At 61.0% G+C, this 17,252-nt stretch carries 13 protein-coding genes and 1 pseudogene; 3 read left to right on the forward strand and 11 right to left on the reverse strand.

Annotated elements, in window-relative coordinates; translation table 11 throughout:
• Window positions 1-19: 19 nt before the first annotated feature.
• The 4 genes from V476_RS10950 to V476_RS10965 form a co-directional block, all read right to left on the reverse strand.
• Window positions 20-793, reverse strand: coding sequence for a uroporphyrinogen-III synthase (locus V476_RS10950; RefSeq protein WP_024958962.1), 774 nt, complete (start codon window positions 791-793; stop codon window positions 20-22).
• Window positions 790-1,731, reverse strand: coding sequence for a hydroxymethylbilane synthase (gene hemC / locus V476_RS10955; protein WP_017278951.1), 942 nt, complete (start codon window positions 1,729-1,731; stop codon window positions 790-792). The genes V476_RS10950 and hemC overlap by 4 nt, the downstream gene beginning before the upstream one ends.
• Before the next feature lie 231 nt (window positions 1,732-1,962).
• Entirely contained in the window at window positions 1,963-2,709 is a 747-nt protein-coding gene (locus V476_RS10960) for a LytR/AlgR family response regulator transcription factor (RefSeq protein WP_003421579.1), read from the reverse strand.
• Window positions 2,706-3,788, reverse strand: coding sequence for a sensor histidine kinase (locus V476_RS10965; protein ID WP_003318424.1), 1,083 nt, complete (start codon window positions 3,786-3,788; stop codon window positions 2,706-2,708). Before V476_RS10965 ends, V476_RS10960 begins: the two co-directional genes overlap by 4 nt.
• 133 nt (window positions 3,789-3,921) lie before the next feature.
• On the opposite strand from V476_RS10965, the gene argH reads away from it, so the two are divergent.
• Entirely contained in the window at window positions 3,922-5,316 is a 1,395-nt protein-coding gene (argH, locus tag V476_RS10970; RefSeq protein ID WP_003340027.1) for an argininosuccinate lyase, read from the forward strand.
• A gap of 253 nt (window positions 5,317-5,569) precedes the next feature.
• Window positions 5,570-6,811 carry a nucleoside recognition domain-containing protein gene (locus V476_RS10975; RefSeq protein WP_024958961.1) on the forward strand — a complete coding sequence of 414 codons (1,242 nt, stop codon included), beginning with the start codon at window positions 5,570-5,572 and terminating at the stop codon, window positions 6,809-6,811.
• 4 nt (window positions 6,812-6,815) lie between these two features.
• Here V476_RS10975 and V476_RS10980 read toward each other — a convergent pair whose 3' ends face one another.
• From V476_RS10980 to V476_RS11005, 7 genes and pseudogenes are all read right to left on the reverse strand, one after another.
• On the reverse strand, window positions 6,816-8,024 hold the full coding sequence (locus V476_RS10980; protein ID WP_024958960.1) for a DUF5924 family protein: 1,209 nt from the start codon (window positions 8,022-8,024) through the stop codon (window positions 6,816-6,818).
• A gap of 95 nt (window positions 8,025-8,119) precedes the next feature.
• Window positions 8,120-9,496 (reverse strand): M16 family metallopeptidase, encoded by a 1,377-nt coding sequence (locus V476_RS10985; RefSeq protein ID WP_010423185.1) that lies wholly within the window; start codon window positions 9,494-9,496, stop codon window positions 8,120-8,122.
• A gap of 57 nt (window positions 9,497-9,553) precedes the next feature.
• The gene (locus tag V476_RS10990; RefSeq protein WP_024958959.1) at window positions 9,554-11,206 is read right to left on the reverse strand and encodes a Na/Pi cotransporter family protein; all 1,653 of its coding nucleotides are present in this window, start codon (window positions 11,204-11,206) and stop codon (window positions 9,554-9,556) included.
• 437 nt (window positions 11,207-11,643) lie between these two features.
• Window positions 11,644-12,363 (reverse strand): class I SAM-dependent methyltransferase, encoded by a 720-nt coding sequence (locus V476_RS10995; RefSeq protein ID WP_003421584.1) that lies wholly within the window; start codon window positions 12,361-12,363, stop codon window positions 11,644-11,646.
• Between the two features lie 255 nt (window positions 12,364-12,618).
• Window positions 12,619-13,479 carry a methyl-accepting chemotaxis protein gene (locus V476_RS29310; protein WP_371834282.1) on the reverse strand — a complete coding sequence of 287 codons (861 nt, stop codon included), beginning with the start codon at window positions 13,477-13,479 and terminating at the stop codon, window positions 12,619-12,621.
• Window positions 13,474-14,595: pseudogene (locus V476_RS29315) on the reverse strand (Cache 3/Cache 2 fusion domain-containing protein); the annotation flags it as partial. The pseudogene V476_RS29315 and the gene V476_RS29310, both read right to left, overlap by 6 nt.
• Window positions 14,596-14,781: 186 nt before the next feature.
• Window positions 14,782-15,702 carry a LysR substrate-binding domain-containing protein gene (locus V476_RS11005; protein WP_003318415.1) on the reverse strand — a complete coding sequence of 307 codons (921 nt, stop codon included), beginning with the start codon at window positions 15,700-15,702 and terminating at the stop codon, window positions 14,782-14,784.
• Window positions 15,703-15,868: 166 nt separating this feature from the next.
• Between V476_RS11005 and V476_RS11010 the strand changes: the two genes are divergently transcribed.
• Window positions 15,869-17,251: a NorM family multidrug efflux MATE transporter gene (locus tag V476_RS11010; RefSeq protein WP_003421587.1), complete on the forward strand. Its 1,383-nt coding sequence runs from the start codon at window positions 15,869-15,871 to the stop codon at window positions 17,249-17,251.
• Window position 17,252: the final 1 nt, after the last annotated feature.

Raw genomic sequence — 17,252 nt, forward strand, 5'->3', positions numbered from 1 at the left:
AAACGACAGGTGTCGATCATTACGCCTTGACGGCAGGCTGAGGTTGTTCCCGCAACGCTGCCAGCAATGCCGCGGCGCTGGCGCCACGACAATCAATAACGGTCCTTGCTCCGGCTGCCCGCGCAATGCTGGCAACCCGGGGGCTCGGTACAAACAGCGGTAGATCGGCCAGGTCCGGCCATGAATCCCCCGCCAACTGAAGCAAATGTTCAAAACCCTGCCCACTGCTGACCACCAGCCCGTTCAAGCGTTCCACCGCGACACGTTGCGCCAGGGCGCCGGGCGCATGCTGCGGCAGGTAGCGACGATACAGCGGCAGGTAATCAACGCCCACCCCCAGCCCGCGCAGTTGCTCGGCCAACAGTTCGCGCCCCTCGTCACCGCGCATGATCAACACACGGCTTCCCGGTACGGCAATCGCCTGTTTGAGGCGCGGCAGTTCAAGCAAGGCTTCGCTGTCGTCGCCCTGCTCCGGCCAGCTCGCATCGAGCCCGTAATCAAGCAGTATCTGCCCGGTTGCTGAACCCACACTGAACCAGGGTTGCAAGGGCGGCTGCGGCCATACTTCGTCGATCAGCTCGATGGCCAGTCGCGCGGCAGGTTTGCTGACCACGATCACTGCACAATAATTGAGCAGCTCGAAAATGATCGAACGCTGTGCAGGCGTCAAGGGCAACGGCTCGGTTTCAAGCAGGGGCAGGCTGCTGCTGAAGATACCGTCCTCGGCCAGCACCCTGGCCAGCCCTGCCGACTCTTCGGCCGGGCGGGTCAGCAGCAGACGCCAGCCACTCATTCGTTATTGGCCTCGCCGTAGACCGCTTTCAGGATGTCGGCGGCGCCCTGCTCCAGCAGCGCTTCGGCCACCTGCACACCCAACGCCTGGGCGGATGTCTGAGGTGCCCGGGCATCCGCGTGCAGCAACACGCTGCCGGATGGATCGCCTACCAGGCCGCGCAACCAGACGTCATCGCCTTCCAGCACGGCGTAGCAAGCGATCGGCACCTGACAGCCACCGTTGAGGTGCTTGTTCAGCGAACGCTCGGCAATTACGCGCACGGCGGTGTCTTCGTGATGCAGAGGGGCAAGCAGCGCATGAATTTCGGCGTCGACGCTGCGGCATTCGATACCCACCGCGCCCTGGCCGCCGGCTGGCAGGCTGTCATCGACGCTGATCGCCGAGGTGATACGGTCTTCGAAACCCAGGCGGATCAGGCCAGCGGCAGCGAGGATGATGGCGTCGTACTCACCGGCATCCAGTTTGGCCAGACGGGTATTGACGTTGCCGCGCAGGAAACGGATCTGCAGATCGGGTCGGCGCGCCAGCAATTGGGCCTGACGGCGCAGGCTGGAGGTGCCGACAATGCTGCCCGCCGGCAACTGATCCAGGCTGGCAAAGGTGTTGGAGACGAATGCATCGCGCGGATCTTCACGCTCGCAGATGCAGAACAGGCCCAGGCCTTGTGGAAAGTCCATTGGCACGTCTTTCATCGAGTGCACGGCGATGTCGGCGTTGTGCTCTAGAAGCGCGGTTTCCAGTTCCTTGACGAACAGGCCTTTGCCACCGATTTTCGACAGCGGGGAGTCGAGCAGTTTGTCGCCACGGCTGACCATGGGCACCAGCGTCACGAGCAGGCCGGGGTGGGCCTGTTCCAGGCGAGCCTTGACGTATTCGGCCTGCCAGAGTGCCAGCGCGCTTTTGCGAGTGGCGATGCGGATTTCGCGAGAGGACATTGAACAATCCGTACTGAGTGAATGCGACGGATAATAACAGCTCAATCTCGGTCGGGGCGGCTTCGGCGCCGATTGGAACTTGCTTCAGACACCAAGCCGATCAATCAAACGGCAGTGCCTGAGGGGCGCATGGGGAAGGCGGCCCGCAGGCCAGCCGAAAAACACATGGATCCGGGATTCTCCCCGTTCCATGTATCGGCCTGGGCGCAGAGGCTCCAGAGCGGCCAAGCGCTAGAGCTGCTGCATCATTTTGCGGACTCCGGCGACGTGGCGGCGGCTGACGATCAGTGCATCGCCATTGAGCCCTCTGAGGAACAGCTGGAAATGCCCCAGCGGGGTGCGCTGCAACCGTTCTATTCGCTCGCGGGCCACCAGCGCATTGCGGTGAATGCGCACGAAACGGTCGCCGAACTCGTCTTCCAGCGCTTTGAGCGGTTCGTCCAGCAGCACTTCGCCGCCCTCGTGACGCAAGGTCACGTACTTGTGATCGGCGATAAAGTAGATCACCTGATCCAGGGGAATCAGCTCGATGCCTTTGCGGGTACGCGCGCTGATGTGGCTGCGTGGGCCCGATCCGCTTTCGGCAGCCGGGCGGGTCAACGCCGCCAGTTGCACGCGGTTTGGCCGCTCGGCCTTTTTCAACGCATCGATAAGGTGCTCGGGACGCACTGGCTTGACCAGATAGCCGACCGCACTGACCTGGAAAGCTTCCAGGGCGAACTCATCATGGGCGGTGCAAAAGACCACTGCAGGCGGTGCTTCGCGCTCGCACAGTCGCGCTGCGACCTGCAGGCCATCGAGACCCGGCATGCGGATATCGAGCAGCACTACGTCCGGTTTGTGGGTTTCGATCAGCGCCAAGGCTTCTTCGCCATTGGAAGCGCTGGGTTCCAGTACTCGATAACCCTCGATTTCATTGACCATGCGGCTCAATCGCTCGCGGGCCAGGGGTTCGTCATCAACGATCAGGACATTCATATAGCTCTGGCTTCCTGCGTGAGTCTCGCACAAGGATAGCGTAGACAGGTGTAGTGACGACCGTCACGGCGCTCCACGCTCAGACTGGCATGCGGGCCAAAAAGTGCCGCAATTCGTGCGCCTATATTCGTCAGAGCTTGCTGAGTACCGTTGGAAGTCTGCCGATTGGCAACTTCTTCATAGGGATTGCTGACGCTCAATATGAACTCTCCCCCTTCATAGTTCGCTTCGACTGTTACAACGCCCCCTTCAACCCGCGGAGCAATGCCATAAATCAAAGCGTTTTCAAGTAATGGCTGCAAGGTTAGCTGGGGGATTGGCAAGTCATCGGGAATTGCACTCACCCTCCAGTCCAACTGTAGACGCTCGCCAAGACGATATTGCTCAATCGATAAATATCGTTTTGCCAATGCCAGCTCTTCACCCCATGTCACCAGGCTGCCCGGCTTGGCCAGACTGGCGCGAAACAGGTCCGAAAGATCCAGCACCGCCTGCTCGGCCTTGACCGGGTTGCTGGCCACCAGACTGGCGATACTGTTGAGTGTGTTGAAGAGGAAATGCGGGCGGATGCGCGCCTGCAGCGATTCGATCCTGGCGCGCAGTTCGCCCTGTTGCTGCTTGCGCCACTGACTCTGCAGATAAAAGTAGCGCAGCATCAGAGCGGACATGATCAGGGCAATCGTCGAGTAGCGCAGATAACGCTCGACCATGCCGCTGACCGAAATTCGCCCGGTAAGCTGACAGACATCGGTGACGGCTGTGCACAGCAGCGTCAAGCCGACCACCAAAAGGCAGCTGAGCATGCCCGCCAGGCCCGGCGTCAATCGCGCCAGCCAAGGCCGCAACCCGCACAGCAGCGCTGCGGACAGTAGCACGATCCATTGCACAAACAGCGACATCAACGCCAGGCGTACCCAGTCGAAGCCGCTGCGCATCGGTTCTACCAGCACCAGAACCAGAACCAGCAGCTCCGCCAGCACGACGAGCACCAGCAATGCCTGCGGCAGGCACAGTTCAGGGAGGAAAAAGTCTTTGCCGGGCGCGGGCCGGGCATCGTGTTTCACAGGTTCGATTCGCATGGCTCCAGTCTCTGCCCTGGCCTCGTCAGCGGCAAGCTGTCCGGGGATAAAAATGCATCAACCCTGTTATCATCGCGTTCGTTCTTGTGCCAGGTATCGGGCACGTCACTTTCAGTCAGCAACGAGCGAATCCATGAGCACCGACAAGACCAACCAGTCCTGGGGCGGCCGCTTCAGTGAACCCGTCGACGCGTTTGTCGCGCGTTTCACCGCCTCCGTCACCTTCGATCAACGCCTGTATCGCCACGACATCATGGGCTCCATCGCCCACGCCACAATGCTGGCCAAGGTGGGCGTACTGACCGACGCCGAGCGCGATACCATCGTTGACGGCCTGAACACCATTCAGGCCGAGATCGAGGCTGGCCAGTTCGACTGGCGCGTCGATCTGGAAGACGTGCACATGAACATTGAAGCACGCCTGACCGACCGCATCGGTATCACCGGCAAGAAGCTGCACACCGGTCGCAGCCGCAATGATCAGGTCGCCACCGATATCCGTCTGTGGCTGCGCGACGAAATCGACCTGATCCTCAGCGAAATCACACGTTTGCAGCAAGGCCTGCTGGGCCAGGCCGAGCGTGAAGCTGAAACCATCATGCCCGGTTTTACCCACTTGCAGACGGCCCAGCCGGTAACATTCGGTCACCATATGCTGGCTTGGTTCGAAATGCTCAGCCGCGACTACGAGCGTCTGGTCGACTGCCGCAAGCGTCTCAACCGCATGCCGCTGGGCAGCGCGGCGCTGGCGGGCACCACCTACCCGATCGACCGCGAGCTGACCTGCACACTGCTGGGCTTCGACGTGGTGGGCGGCAACTCGCTGGACGGCGTATCGGATCGCGACTTCGCCATCGAATTCTGCTCGGCTGCGTCCATCGCCATGATGCACCTGTCGCGCTTTTCGGAAGAGCTGGTGCTCTGGACCAGTGCGCAGTTCCAGTTCATCGACCTGCCGGACCGCTTCTGCACCGGCAGCTCGATCATGCCGCAAAAGAAAAACCCCGATGTCCCTGAGCTGGTTCGCGGCAAGAGCGGCCGTGTGTTCGGTGCCCTGATGGGCCTGCTGACCCTGATGAAAGGCCAGCCGCTGGCGTACAACAAGGACAACCAGGAAGACAAGGAACCGCTGTTTGACGCCGCCGACACCCTGCGTGATTCGTTGCGTGCGTTCGCCGACATGATTCCTGCGATCAAGCCCAGGCACGCGATGATGCGTGAGGCGGCGCTGCGCGGGTTCTCGACCGCCACCGATCTGGCCGACTACCTGGTCCGTCGTGGTCTGCCGTTCCGTGACTGCCACGAAATCGTCGGTCACGCAGTGAAGTACGGTGTGGAAACCGGCAAGGACCTGGCAGAGATGAGCCTGGAAGAGCTGCGTCAGTTCAGCAACCAGATCGAACAGGACGTCTTCGCCGTGCTGACCCTGGAAGGCTCGGTGAATGCCCGTAACCACATAGGCGGCACCGCCCCCGAACAGGTCCGCGCTGCCGTGGTTCGCGGCCAGGAACTGCTGGCCGGTCGCTGAACATACCCCGCGTAGCCCCTGATGACGCGGAGCATCGGCACGATAGAAATCTCAAGGTTTCATCGTTCCCATGTTCCGCATGCGAATGCTGTTCTGGACGCTCTGCGTCCTATCCTGAATGTGCGCCGCAGAGCGTCACAAAACGACCGTGTTCTCGTGCACCTAGCATTCCTACAACTCTTTCAGCACCTGCCGATTTCCCTCCAGCGCACCCCGCCGCTATCATCCCCGCTTCTTGTGGGGGACTTATCCGATGCTCAATGGCCTGTGGCTTGGTTTTTTTGTCGTGGCGACGATTTCCGCGCTGGTGCAGTGGCTGGTAGGCGGCAACGCCGGCATTTTTGCCGCTATGGTCGAAAGTATCTTTGCCATGGCCAAGCTGTCGGTCGAGGTCATGGTGCTGCTGTTCGGCACGCTGACTCTATGGCTGGGCTTTTTGCGCATCGCCGAGAAGGCCGGCATCGTCGACTGGCTGGCCAAGGTCCTCGGGCCGCTGTTTCTGCGCTTGATGCCGGAAGTGCCGCCCGGCCACCCTGCGCTGGGACTGATCACCCTCAACTTCGCCGCCAATGCGCTGGGCCTCGACAACGCCGCCACGCCGATCGGCCTAAAGGCCATGCGCTCGCTGCAGGAACTCAACCCCAGCAAGACCGCCGCCAGTAACGCGCAGATCCTGTTTCTGGTGCTCAACGCCTCATCCCTGACCCTGCTGCCGGTGACGATCTTCATGTACCGCGCCCAGCAAGGTGCGCCTGACCCGACCCTGGTATTCCTGCCGATCCTGCTGGCCACCAGTGTCTCGACCATCGTCGGCCTTCTGTCGGTCGCATTCATGCAGCGTCTGCGTCTGTGGGACCCGGTGGTGCTCGCCTACCTCATCCCCGGCGCCCTGCTGCTGGGCACATTCATGGCCTTTCTCGGCACGCTGTCGGTGGCTGCGCTGGCGGGTCTGTCGTCGATTCTGGGCAACCTCACGCTGTTCGGCCTGATCATGATGTTTCTGATCATTGGCACGCTACGCAAGGTGCTGGTCTACGAGGCCTTTGTCGAAGGTGCGAAGGAAGGTTTCGACGTCGCCAAGAGCCTGTTGCCTTATCTGGTCGCCATGCTCTGTGCGGTGGGCGTGCTGCGCGCATCCGGCGCGCTGGACTTCGGTCTGGAAGGCATTCGGCATCTGGTGCAGTGGCTGGGCCTGGACACGCGCTTCGTCGATGCGCTGCCGACCGCGATGGTCAAACCCTTCTCGGGCAGCGCCGCCCGTGCCTTGTTGATCGAAACCATGCAGACCCAAGGCGTGGATAGCTTCGCTGCATTGGCCGCTGCCACGATTCAGGGCAGCACCGAGACCACGTTCTACGTACTTGCCGTGTACTTCGGCGCCGTGGGCATTCAGCGCGCTCGCCATGCTGTGGGCTGCGCGCTGCTGGCCGAGTTTTCCGGTGTCGTGGCCGCGATCTTCGTCTGCTACTGGTTCTTCGGCGCGACCGCCACCTGAAGCATTACTGCGCCGGAGCCTGAGGCGCAGATTCAGCGGGGGCAGACTGCTCAGGTGCCGGCTCGACAGGCGCAGCCTCCTGCTTCTCCTGCTTCGGCTTATCAGCCGGCGCGGACTCAGGTGTGGTCTCTTCAGCCGAGTCGCCGCCCGGCTTGAGCTTGATTATCCGCCCGGTAGGTCGCTTGACTGCCGGTTGATCATTGTCTGTGACGACAAAACGCAGTACGCCGATCATCTGGCCGTCCTCGGTCAGCACCCTCACCTGCCAGCGTCCCGTCACGTCCTCCGGGAAGTTCTGCTTGCGCGTCCAGGCGCGATAGCCTTCCTTGCGGCCGCCGTGGATATCCAGCGCGATGCGGTCCATCTCTTCGCCTTCATGCCACCACACATGGTAGATACGCTCATCCAGGCCACGCGGCGCGTTGATGGCGGTGTACGCATACAGGCCGCCGTTGCGCAGCTGCTTGGCGCTGATCAGCGAAATACTGTCGCCCGGCGTACGGTTCTTGTTATCGAAGTCCGGGCTCACCGCCACTTCGGTCAACCACAGCGTCGCAGGTGGCACCCAGGAGCGCAGCAACCAGCCCGCAGCGCCGATGGCCAGGATGATGCTGATCACGGCCAGTGCGCTGCGCCAGGTGTTGAGCGGGAAATTCGACATCAGGCTGGGCGCCGACAGCAGCATCGCCACGCCCAGGGCCAGTTTGTAACTCTCGGCGGTGGTCAGGTGCAGGATGATCGGCAGCGCGGTCAGCAGTGCGGCGAACAGCGTCAGGGTGTGCAGCGTCATGAACAGCCAGCGCCTGGGCGCCAGCCATTTGTAGTAGAGAGGGTCGATGATCGAAATCAGCCCGGCAGCCCCGAGCACCGCAGTGAACACCGCCTGACCACTGTTCCAGGTGGTGGTGATGAAAAAGAACGGCAGCACGAAGAACAGGCTTTCCTGATGGATCATCTGCGTGCCGTAGCGCAGCAAACCCTGCGGGATCTCGCGGCCCAGCGCCCTGTTGAGCAACCCGACCATGGTGTTTTCGACCATCAGCCACAGCCAGCTGATCAGCATCACCACCGCGATCCAGGTGGCCAGCCCTGCCTGGCGATCAACCAGAATGAAACTGGCGATACCGGAAACGAAACCAAACGCCGCAATGAGCCCCGGATAGCGCTGCATCAAGTTGAGCACGGGTGTCACATAGCGATTCACGTCAAGCATCGGAGGGGTCACTCGGTTCTGTTCATACAAAAAAACGCGCAGCGTAACAACGCGGCGCGGTGCCTTCACCCTGGGTGCAGTTCGGCGTCAGGATTCTATTTGCTGCGTGCACGCCAGCGCCACAGGGCCAGCAGTGCGATGAAACCCAGTACCCCGCCAATCAGCCAATACAGACCGTCATAACTGAACAGCGGCTTTTCAATGCGCATGTAACCCGGCTGGGCAAGCAACTGGCGCATCGCCTGATTGGCGGTTTCCAGCTTCACCGCCTTGATCCGTTTGGCCGGATCCTCGAAGCGCCCGTTTTCATAATCGTTGAGCGCGCTCCAATAGTAGTCGGCCAGCGCACTATTGCCTTGAGTGGCCCAAGATTGCCGGTCTATGGCGAGCTGCTGCAGCCGCGCAAATGTGGCGGGCTGCATGCCTTCTTTTTGCAGGCGCTCGACCAGAGCGCGAATGTCGCGCTCGGCTTCATCGGCATCGTCACGCTCGACATCGGCATTCAGGCTCAGAAACCCGACATCGCCGAACACTTCGCGCTCTGCAGAGGGGCCGTAGGACAAACTGTGTTTCAGGCGCAGCTCAGTGTAGAGCGTCCAGTCCAGATAGGCTTTGACCAGCTCCCAGGTTTCGTCGTGCTGATCGTCGAGCTGCGGCTCGGGGTAGATCAGGTGCAGCTTGGCGCTCTCGCCCAGCCCGCCGCGCTCAAGCTCGCGGCGTGGTTCGGCAGAGCCGCTGCCCTGCGCCAGCGGCGGGTGGTCGATCGGGTCGGTGGGGGCGAGCTTGCCGTAGGTGCGCTCCAGATAGGCTGGCAGCAGCTTGTCGAGATCACCCACCGCAATCAGCGTCATGTTGTTGGGGGCATACCAGTTGGCGAAGATGTCTTCGATGTGCTCCAGCTTGATGCCGTCCACCTCGGGACGGTCGGCACATTTTAGCCCCAGTTCCACGGCGAGCTGGCTGCTGGCGCTGCGCCCGGAATCACGCCGGTCAAGCAGGCGCTGCAAGTGCGAGAAGTGCCCGCCATCTTCACGCTCGACCACGCGTTTGACGCCGTCCAGCCGCGCCTGACTCAGCTCGGTTTTGGTCATGATTTCCAGCAACAGGTCGAGCACCTTGCGCTGGTTTCGCGCAGGCGCTTCGATCACGAAGGTGGTGTCGGCGTTGCTGGTGAAGGCGTTCCACTCGCCGCCCAGTGCCTGCATACGCTCTTCCAGCCCGCCTTCACCGCTGTCATCCACGCCGCTGAACAGCAGGTGTTCCAGCAGATGCGGCAGTTCCTTGTCCTGGCACGGGAAGTCATCGAAGCCGATACCCACCACCAGGCGAATGGCGACGTGACCCTTGTCGTAACCGGGTTTGAGAATGACTTGCAAACCATTGGGCAGCAGGTAGCCCTCGACCTGAAGACGGTCAAGGGCGAATGAGGGGAGTGAACCGAGGAGCAGACAAGCGAACAGCAGGCAACGCATAAAACAGCTTTCCTGGCGGGCCGGTATGTTTAACAGACTTCACCTCCGCCCTTACGTTCATAGTGATCTGTCTGCCTCGCCCTCGCTTGACAAGGCTCCTGTATCAGCGGTTTCCAGCACCACGTAGGCGCTGCTGCAAAACAGCGAGTTCAGACGCTTCATGTCGGCAATCAGTTCCAGGTGCAGCGAACTGGTTTCGATGCTCTGGACCACCTTGTTGCGCAAACGGCTGACGTGGGCGTGCGCCAGGCGTCGCTCCTCGGCCCTGAACTGGCGCTTCTCGCGCAATAACTGACGTGCGCTTTCGTGGTCGCCGCTGAGGAACACCGAAAGGCCCAGGCGCAGGTTCGACTGTAATTGGATCTGCAGATCGGCAAGTTCTTCAAGACCGACTTCAGAGAACGACCGGCGATGCGCTGTCTTCTGCTGCTGGATCTTGCGCAGCATGCGTTCGATCAGGCCGCTGGCCAGTTCCAGGTTGATGGTCAGCTCGATGATCTCGGCCCAGCGCCGGTTATCGTGCTCGCCGAGGTCCTCACGCGGCATTTGCGCCAGGTACAGCTTGATCGCGCTGTACAGCGCTTCGACGTCGTCGTTGAGGCGGCGCACTTCCTGAGTCACCGCCGTTTGCGTGCCACGCAGCACCGCCAGCATCGAGGCGAGCATGCTCTCGATCAGATCGCCCATCCGCAGGGTTTCACGCACCGCGTTGGCCAGCGCGAGGCTGGGTGTCGACAGTGCGGTCAGGTCCAGGTGACGCGGCTTGGCCAGGCCGCCGACTTCGTTCTGCTGCGGCAGCAGATACAAGCACAACCGCGCCATCGGGGCTACGGTTGGCAGCATGATCAGGCAGCGCACCGTGTTGTAGAGCAGGTGAAAGCCGATAACCAGTTCCTGCGGACTAAAGCCGAGGGTGTCGATCCAGGCAACCAGCGGGTCGAGCACCGGAAAGATCAGCAGCAGGCCGAGCAGCTTGTACAGCAGACTGCCCAGCGCCACCTGCCGACCGGCAACGTTCTGCATGCTGGTACTGAGGAAGGCCAGCAGACCGCTGCCGATATTGGCCCCGATCACCAGGCCGATCGCCACCGGCAAGCCAATGACTTCGGTGCCTGCCAATGTCGCCGTCAGCAGCACTGCCGCCAGGCTGGAATAGGAGATCAGCGCGAACATGGCGCCCACCAGCGCATCCAGCAGCAGGTCGCCGGTCAGCGAGGCGAACAGCACCTTGACCCCCGCGGCCTGGGTGATCGGTGCGGCGGCCTCGACGATCAGCTGCAAGGCCAGCACGATCAGGCCCAGGCCGATACCGACCCGCCCCAGTTGACCGGCACGGGTCTGCTTGCGCGACAGGAAGAACACCACGCCAAGGAAGATCAGCAAAGGCGACAGCCATGACAGATCGAAAGTCAGCACGCGAGACATCAAGGCGGTGCCGACATCGGCGCCAAGCATGATCACCAGCGCAGGCGTCAGCGTCATCAGCCCCTGGCCGACAAACGATGTCACCAGCATGGCGGTGGCGTTACTGCTCTGTACCAGCGCTGTCACCAGAATGCCGGCGATGAACGCGAGCGGTCGTTTGGACATGTTCTGGCTGAGCACACGACGAAGTTGTGTACCGTAAACACGAAGGATGCCAGTGCGCACGATATGCGTGCCCCAGATCAGCAGGGCGACGGCAGATAGCAAATCGAGCAGGGTCAGCATGCGAAAAGCCCCCTGAGGTTTGCCCATACAGGCGATGAATTGAAAGATGCAGCGTGTAGAGAGCGGGGATGGGTGTAGCGCTCTACTAGGCTCTGTACGAAAAGTGGCTGCGCTCGGTGATGCTTCGTTAAAAACAGGCTCGGATGCGAGTCCAATCGGAATGCTCATTACAACACGTAGAGTCGAACGCGACCCCGGCCGTTCCTCGCCTGTTTTTGCCTCGCCTGACCTTCGCTCGCCGACTTTTCGTACAGAGCCTAAGCTTTTAGTCGGCCACGGGCCTTGGCGCCAGCATCGCACAGCGCGGATTCCATTGAAATAAAAGTGTCATAAATCAGTATTTTGATATCGCTTGGGCATTCGCCATGGACCCGTCGCACGTGTCTCATGGCTGTTCACCCGCCCTGCCGCCCGAAGGCGGCGGAAACGTTACCGAGTCAATCCATAGTGAACGCAACGTTGGGCTCGAGTTTCATGCCGACGGCTTTTGCGACGTGCATGCCTTTTTCATACGAAAACGATTTATCTGCAGTGGGCTGGAAGAACTCCACGAAATCCAGGCTGCGGCGACTGAACACGAACCCGCCGATGAGCGGCTGATTGACTGCATACAGGTGCGGACACAGCGCCATCATCGACGAAGCAGGCACGCCGATCAGGTGTTCCTCAAGATCGCCGGTCTGTTGAGTTTCTTGTGGGTAGAACCACAGTGGCGTGCTGATGAACAGATAGGCATCCGGCCCCAGGCTGGAAAGCAACGTGCGCACCAGCCATCTCGCCGTATCGGCCGTCAAGTGCTCGACCACATCCAGCAGACAGATTATCCGGTACTGGGCCAGCCGCTCGGATGACAGCTCTTGAGCCAGGCCGTGCCAGATGTTGCGGTAGGTAGCGTTCTCATGCAGCTGCGAATTCTGGCAGTTGGCTTCCCAGCCATCGATGCCGTCCACGGACCAGTGCGCCGTGTCCGGGTTTGCCTTGATCAACGCGCCCAGTGTTCCAGAGCCGAACCCGATATCCAGTACTTCAACATCGGCGCTGAGATCTTTCAGGATATGGAAAATCATCGCCTTGGGAGAGACCGAGTCGCCTTCCACATGGCCGGTTGCAGGCGCGAAGCCTTCGGTAGGCTGATAGTTTTCAACATATTGCTTCATGGTCTGGATCCTTGACGATGGTTAGCGAGGTGGGGTTTACCGTAGATCCTGTTGAAGCATCCGCGTTGGGGTGTGGGAACAGTGTAGGGGGTTTCGAGTGCCTGGCCGTTAATCCTGCAAAGCTGGCCAGAAACGCTTGGTGACACGAGTGGCGCCTGTAGCGGCATAGCAGGCTTTGGCGGGTATTCAGAACCTGACGCAAGCGTCTGGAACAGTGTGCCAACGCCGAGCATTGGCAAACTGTTCGGTCAGTTCTTATCGGAACCGGTCAACCTCGTGACGCAGTTCTGTCGCCAGGCCATTCAGCTCCTGGGCAGTGATGGCGAGGTTGGACATGACCTGGCGCTGTTCGCTGTTGGCCATGGCGATGCTTTGCAGGTTGCTGCTGAGCATGGTCGCGGTGCTGCTTTGTTCCTGGGTGGCAGTGGTGATCGCGGCGAACTGGTGACCGGCCGAGCGGCTTTGCTCGTCGATCTGGGCCAGCGCGGAGGCCACTTTGGCGTTCAGCGACAAGCCTTCCTGCATAAGCGTGTTGCCCTGCTGCATGGTGCTGATGGCGTTGCCGGTTTCCTGCTGGATGCTGGCGATCATGCCGGAAATCTCATCCGTGGCTTCACGGGTGCGCGAGGCCAGGCTGCGGACTTCGTCAGCCACCACGGCAAAGCCGCGACCCTGCTCACCGGCGCGTGCGGCCTCGATGGCAGCGTTGAGCGCGAGCAGGTTGGTCTGGTCGGCAATCGAGGTAATCACCCCGACAATGCTGCCGATTTCCTGCGAGCGTTGGCCCAGCGTGTCGATGACTTTCGCGGTGCTGCTCAGCGAAGTGGCGATCTGTTGCAGCGACGAAGAGGCCTCTTCCATCGAAGTACGACCAATGCGTGTCTGCTGGGCATTATCCTGGGCCAGTCGTTCGGTATTGCCCATGTTGTCGGCGATGTTCATCGACGTGGCGCTGAACTCTTCGACCGCACCGGCCATGCTGGTGATCTCGCCGGATTGCTGCTCCATGCCCTCGAACGCGCCGCCCGACAGGCCGGACAGCGCGTTGGCGCGGGTGCTGACTTCCTGCGCCGCGGTACGGATATGCGCCACCATCGATGACAGTGCTTCGCTCATCTTGTTGAAGCTGCCCGACAACTGCCCTATCTCGTCATTGCTGGTCACATTCAGGCGTACGCTCAGGTCGCCTGCACCCAGTGCGTCGGCCTGGCGTACCAATTCGGACAGTGGGCGAAGCTTGCTGCGCAGCAGCCAGATGGCACTGATCACCGCGATGATCATGGCCAGCAGACTGCCGATCGCCAGTTGCGTGCCGACGTGCCAGGTCACTTCGCTGATTTCCTTGCGCGGCATGCTGGCGATGACGGTCCAGGGGCCACCAGCGAACGGCTGGCCGACGCTGTAATAGTTGTCATCCCCGTCATCCCAGAACTGCGCCTTGCCCGGTTTGCTGGCGAGCTCTGCAACTGACTTGGCGGCGCCGTCGAGGGATTTGACGCCTGCCGGTGGAACCAGCCAGGTGCCCTTGTCGTCTAGCAGTGCCAGCGAACCGGTTGAGCCGATACGGAAGTTCTTGAGGTTATCGAACTGGGTTTTCTGCGCATCGGTGTAATCGAACCCTACGAACAGCGCCGCAATGATCTTGCCGCTGCTGTCGCGGACCGGGCTGTACTGGGTCATGTAATAACGATCGAACAATACCGCTTTGCCGACATAGCTCTGACCGGCGATCAGGCGCTCGTAGGCTGCGCCCTTGCGGTCCAGCACGGTGCCGATGGCGCGCGTGCCATCCTGCTTGCTCAGGGAGGTGCTGATCCGGATGAAGTCGTCGCCGCTGCGCACGAAAATGGTCGCGACGCCGGCGGTCATCGAGCGGAATTCATCGACTTCGGTGAAGTCGTTATTCAGCGCGGCATCACGCAGGAACAGGCCTGGCGTGGACGTGCCCGCCACCGTGACCGGCTTGTCGGCTTGCAGGCTCAGGCCAGCGGCGAAGCGTTTTTCGAACAGGCCACTCAAGCGCTGAGTGCTGTCGCGCAGCGTGCTGTGGAAAGTGTTGAGCTGGTCAGCGAGGAGCCTGGCTTCACTCGACATGTGCTCTTCACGAATGACCAGGTTGGACGCGTCCAGGGACCTCAACGCGAAGAGGGTGCTACCACTGATAACCACCGCCAGGATCACGGCCAGAGCAATACCAAGTTGCGAAGCAATTCGGGTACGAGGCTTGGACATAGAGACTCCGTGCCGAATGATTGGAGTCGCCGGGTCCGTGGCTTGCCATTCAGCTGATAAATTTAGTGGGTGTTTTTACGCTATTTGAACGAGCAATCTTCAAGCAATGCTTCGGCCATCAAGGTCGTTACTTGAGAGCGGAGCGAGACATTTACAGATGATGGCAGTTCAATATTAAACTAAATTTTAATAGAGTACTTCAACTAACGGCAACTGCATGGCGCCCACCTCCGCCTGAAGAAAATCGCTGAGGCGTCGCAACCGCTCTGCGCCGGGCCTCGTACGCGGCCAGACCAGATAATAGTTTTCGCCACTGAACACCGCCGTGCGCCACGGCAGGCTCAGACGGGCCTGCGCCACGTCCTCGGCGACCATCAGTAGATCACCCATCGACACACCGTAGCCACGTGCTGCGGCAATCATGCCTAGCTCCAGGGTGTCGAAGACCTGCCCGCCTTTGAGCGACACCTGATCGGCCAGACCCATGCGGTTCAGCCAGGTGCGCCAGTCACGGCGATCAGGGGTGGGATGCAGCAATTCAGCCTTTGCCAGGCGTTCGACGTCCCATGGCGGGTCCTGCAACAAGGTGGGCGCACCCACTGGAATAAGTAATTCGGGAAACAGCAGTGTGGCTTCCCAGTCCGACGGGAAATGCCCCTGGCTGAGCAGAATCGCGCAGTCAAAAGGCTCTTGGGTAAAGTCCACCGCATCGATTTCCATCCACGCGCTGGTCAGTTGCACCTCGTTGCCCACCTGCAGATGACGAAAACGGCTGAGCCGCGCGAGCAGCCAGCGCATGGTCAGAGTGGACGGGGCTTTCATGCGCAGAATGCCCTCGTCGGTCTGCAAGGTGCTGCAAGCGCGTTCCAGTGCCAGGAACCCATCGCGTACGCCGGGCAATAGCGCGCGTGCCGATTCAGTGAGCTGCAAGTTACGCCCGTTGCGCTGAAACAAGCGGCAGGCAAAGTGCTCTTCCAGCGTACGAATATGCCGGCTTACTGCACTTTGGGTGATCGAAAGTTCCTCGGCCGCGCGGGTAAACGAGGTATGCCGCGCAGCCGCTTCAAAAGCCCTTAGTGCATAAAGAGGAGGGAGGCTACGGGGCATGGAGCGCTTCCTGCGAACGATGAACGGCTACTTTACTGCAAATGCTGAAAATAGCTTCAGATGAGTTTTAGTCATGCTGAGCATCGGATTTATCGTTTTGTGTTTAGTCGAGCAACTGCCCAGAATACGTCGCTCATTCGTCCCTTTGCCGTAGAGCTCCGTCACCATGCAGCCGTCCGCCCTCAAAGAACTCTGGATCATCCTGCGCCTGGCGGGGCCGCTGATTGCGTCACAGATGGCGCACATGCTGATGGTCTTCACCGACACCGTGATGATGGGCAAGATCGGCCCGGAGGCCTTGGCCGGCGGGGGGCTGGGCGCTGCCACGTACAGCTTCGTGTCGTTCTTTTGCGTCGGCGTGATGGCCGCGGTCGGCACGCTGGTTTCGATCCGTCACGGTGCCGGCGACACCGAAGGCGCGACCCGTCTGACCCAGGCCGGTCTGTGGCTGGCCTGGGGCATGGCGCTGGTTGCCGCGCTGTTGCTGTGGAACCTCGAACCCATCCTGTTGCAGTTCGGTCAGGCCGAAGCCAACGTGCATATGGCGGCTCAATTTCTGATCACCCTGCCCTTCGCCCTGCCCGGCCTGCTCAGCTTCATGGCATTGCGCGGCTTCACCAGCGCACTGGGTCGTGCGGGGCCGGTGATGACCATCAGCCTGGCCGGTGCGGCAGCCAATTTCGTGCTCAATTACGCATTGATCCATCAATGGCTGGGGCTGCCCAACCTGGGGCTGATGGGCATCGGGCTGGTCACCGCGATCGTCACCAACTGCATGGCCCTCGCGCTGGCGCTGCATATCAGGCGGCATCCGGCCTACGCGGCGTACCCGATCAGAAAAGGGCTTTCGAAACTGTCACGCAGCCATCTGGGCGAGCTATGGCGTCTCGGTTTGCCGATTGGCGGCACTTATGCCGTGGAAGTCGGGCTGTTCACTTTTGCGGCGTTCTGCATGGGCGCGATGGGCAGCACGCAGATGGCGGCGCACCAGATCGCCCTGCAGACCGTGTCCATGGCGTTCATGGTTCCGGTGGGGATGTCCTACGCGGTCACCATGCGTATCGGCCAGCATTATGGAGCAGGCAACCTGTTGATGGTGCGCATGGCCGGGCGTTTGGGCATCGGTTTTGGCGGCTGTGTGATGCTCATGTTCGGGCTGCTGTTCTGGCTGGCGCCGCACCTGGTCATCGGGCTGTTTCTGGACATCAATGACCCGGCGTTTGCCGAGATCGTGGTATTGGCCACAAAACTGCTGGCCATTGCCGCCTTGTTCGAGTTTTTCGACGGCACCCAGACCATTGCCATGGGCGCCATTCGTGGGCTCAAGGATGCACGCACCACCTTCCTGATCGGCCTGGGCTGCTACTGGCTGATCGCCGCGCCTGCCGCGTGGTTGCTCGGTTTCTCTACCGATGCCGGTGCTTCAGGTGTGTGGTGGGGGCTGGCGCTGGGCCTGTTCTGCTCGGCTGTGGCGCTGACTTATGCGTTTGAATGGAAGACGGCTCGGCTGTTGCGTAGGGATGCAGCCGGGGTGGCGGTGCCGGGCTGAT

The organism is Pseudomonas syringae KCTC 12500, from assembly GCF_000507185.2.
Lineage (GTDB): Bacteria > Pseudomonadota > Gammaproteobacteria > Pseudomonadales > Pseudomonadaceae > Aquipseudomonas > Aquipseudomonas syringae.

What these genes read in the sequence shown, in the direction of transcription:
- V476_RS10950 (WP_024958962.1), bottom strand. Translation starts at nt 793, where the DNA reads ATGAGTGGCTGGCGTCTGCTGCTGACCCGCCCGGCCGAAGAGTCGGCA.
- hemC (WP_017278951.1), bottom strand. Translation starts at nt 1,731, where the DNA reads ATGTCCTCTCGCGAAATCCGCATCGCCACTCGCAAAAGCGCGCTGGCA.
- V476_RS10960 (WP_003421579.1), bottom strand. Translation starts at nt 2,709, where the DNA reads ATGAATGTCCTGATCGTTGATGACGAACCCCTGGCCCGCGAGCGATTG.
- V476_RS10965 (WP_003318424.1), bottom strand. Translation starts at nt 3,788, where the DNA reads ATGCGAATCGAACCTGTGAAACACGATGCCCGGCCCGCGCCCGGCAAA.
- argH (WP_003340027.1), top strand. Translation starts at nt 3,922, where the DNA reads ATGAGCACCGACAAGACCAACCAGTCCTGGGGCGGCCGCTTCAGTGAA.
- V476_RS10975 (WP_024958961.1), top strand. Translation starts at nt 5,570, where the DNA reads ATGCTCAATGGCCTGTGGCTTGGTTTTTTTGTCGTGGCGACGATTTCC.
- V476_RS10980 (WP_024958960.1), bottom strand. Translation starts at nt 8,024, where the DNA reads ATGCTTGACGTGAATCGCTATGTGACACCCGTGCTCAACTTGATGCAG.
- V476_RS10985 (WP_010423185.1), bottom strand. Translation starts at nt 9,496, where the DNA reads ATGCGTTGCCTGCTGTTCGCTTGTCTGCTCCTCGGTTCACTCCCCTCA.
- V476_RS10990 (WP_024958959.1), bottom strand. Translation starts at nt 11,206, where the DNA reads ATGCTGACCCTGCTCGATTTGCTATCTGCCGTCGCCCTGCTGATCTGG.
- V476_RS10995 (WP_003421584.1), bottom strand. Translation starts at nt 12,363, where the DNA reads ATGAAGCAATATGTTGAAAACTATCAGCCTACCGAAGGCTTCGCGCCT.
- V476_RS29310 (WP_371834282.1), bottom strand. Translation starts at nt 13,479, where the DNA reads ATGAGCGAAGCACTGTCATCGATGGTGGCGCATATCCGTACCGCGGCG.
- V476_RS11005 (WP_003318415.1), bottom strand. Translation starts at nt 15,702, where the DNA reads ATGCCCCGTAGCCTCCCTCCTCTTTATGCACTAAGGGCTTTTGAAGCG.
- V476_RS11010 (WP_003421587.1), top strand. Translation starts at nt 15,869, where the DNA reads ATGCAGCCGTCCGCCCTCAAAGAACTCTGGATCATCCTGCGCCTGGCG.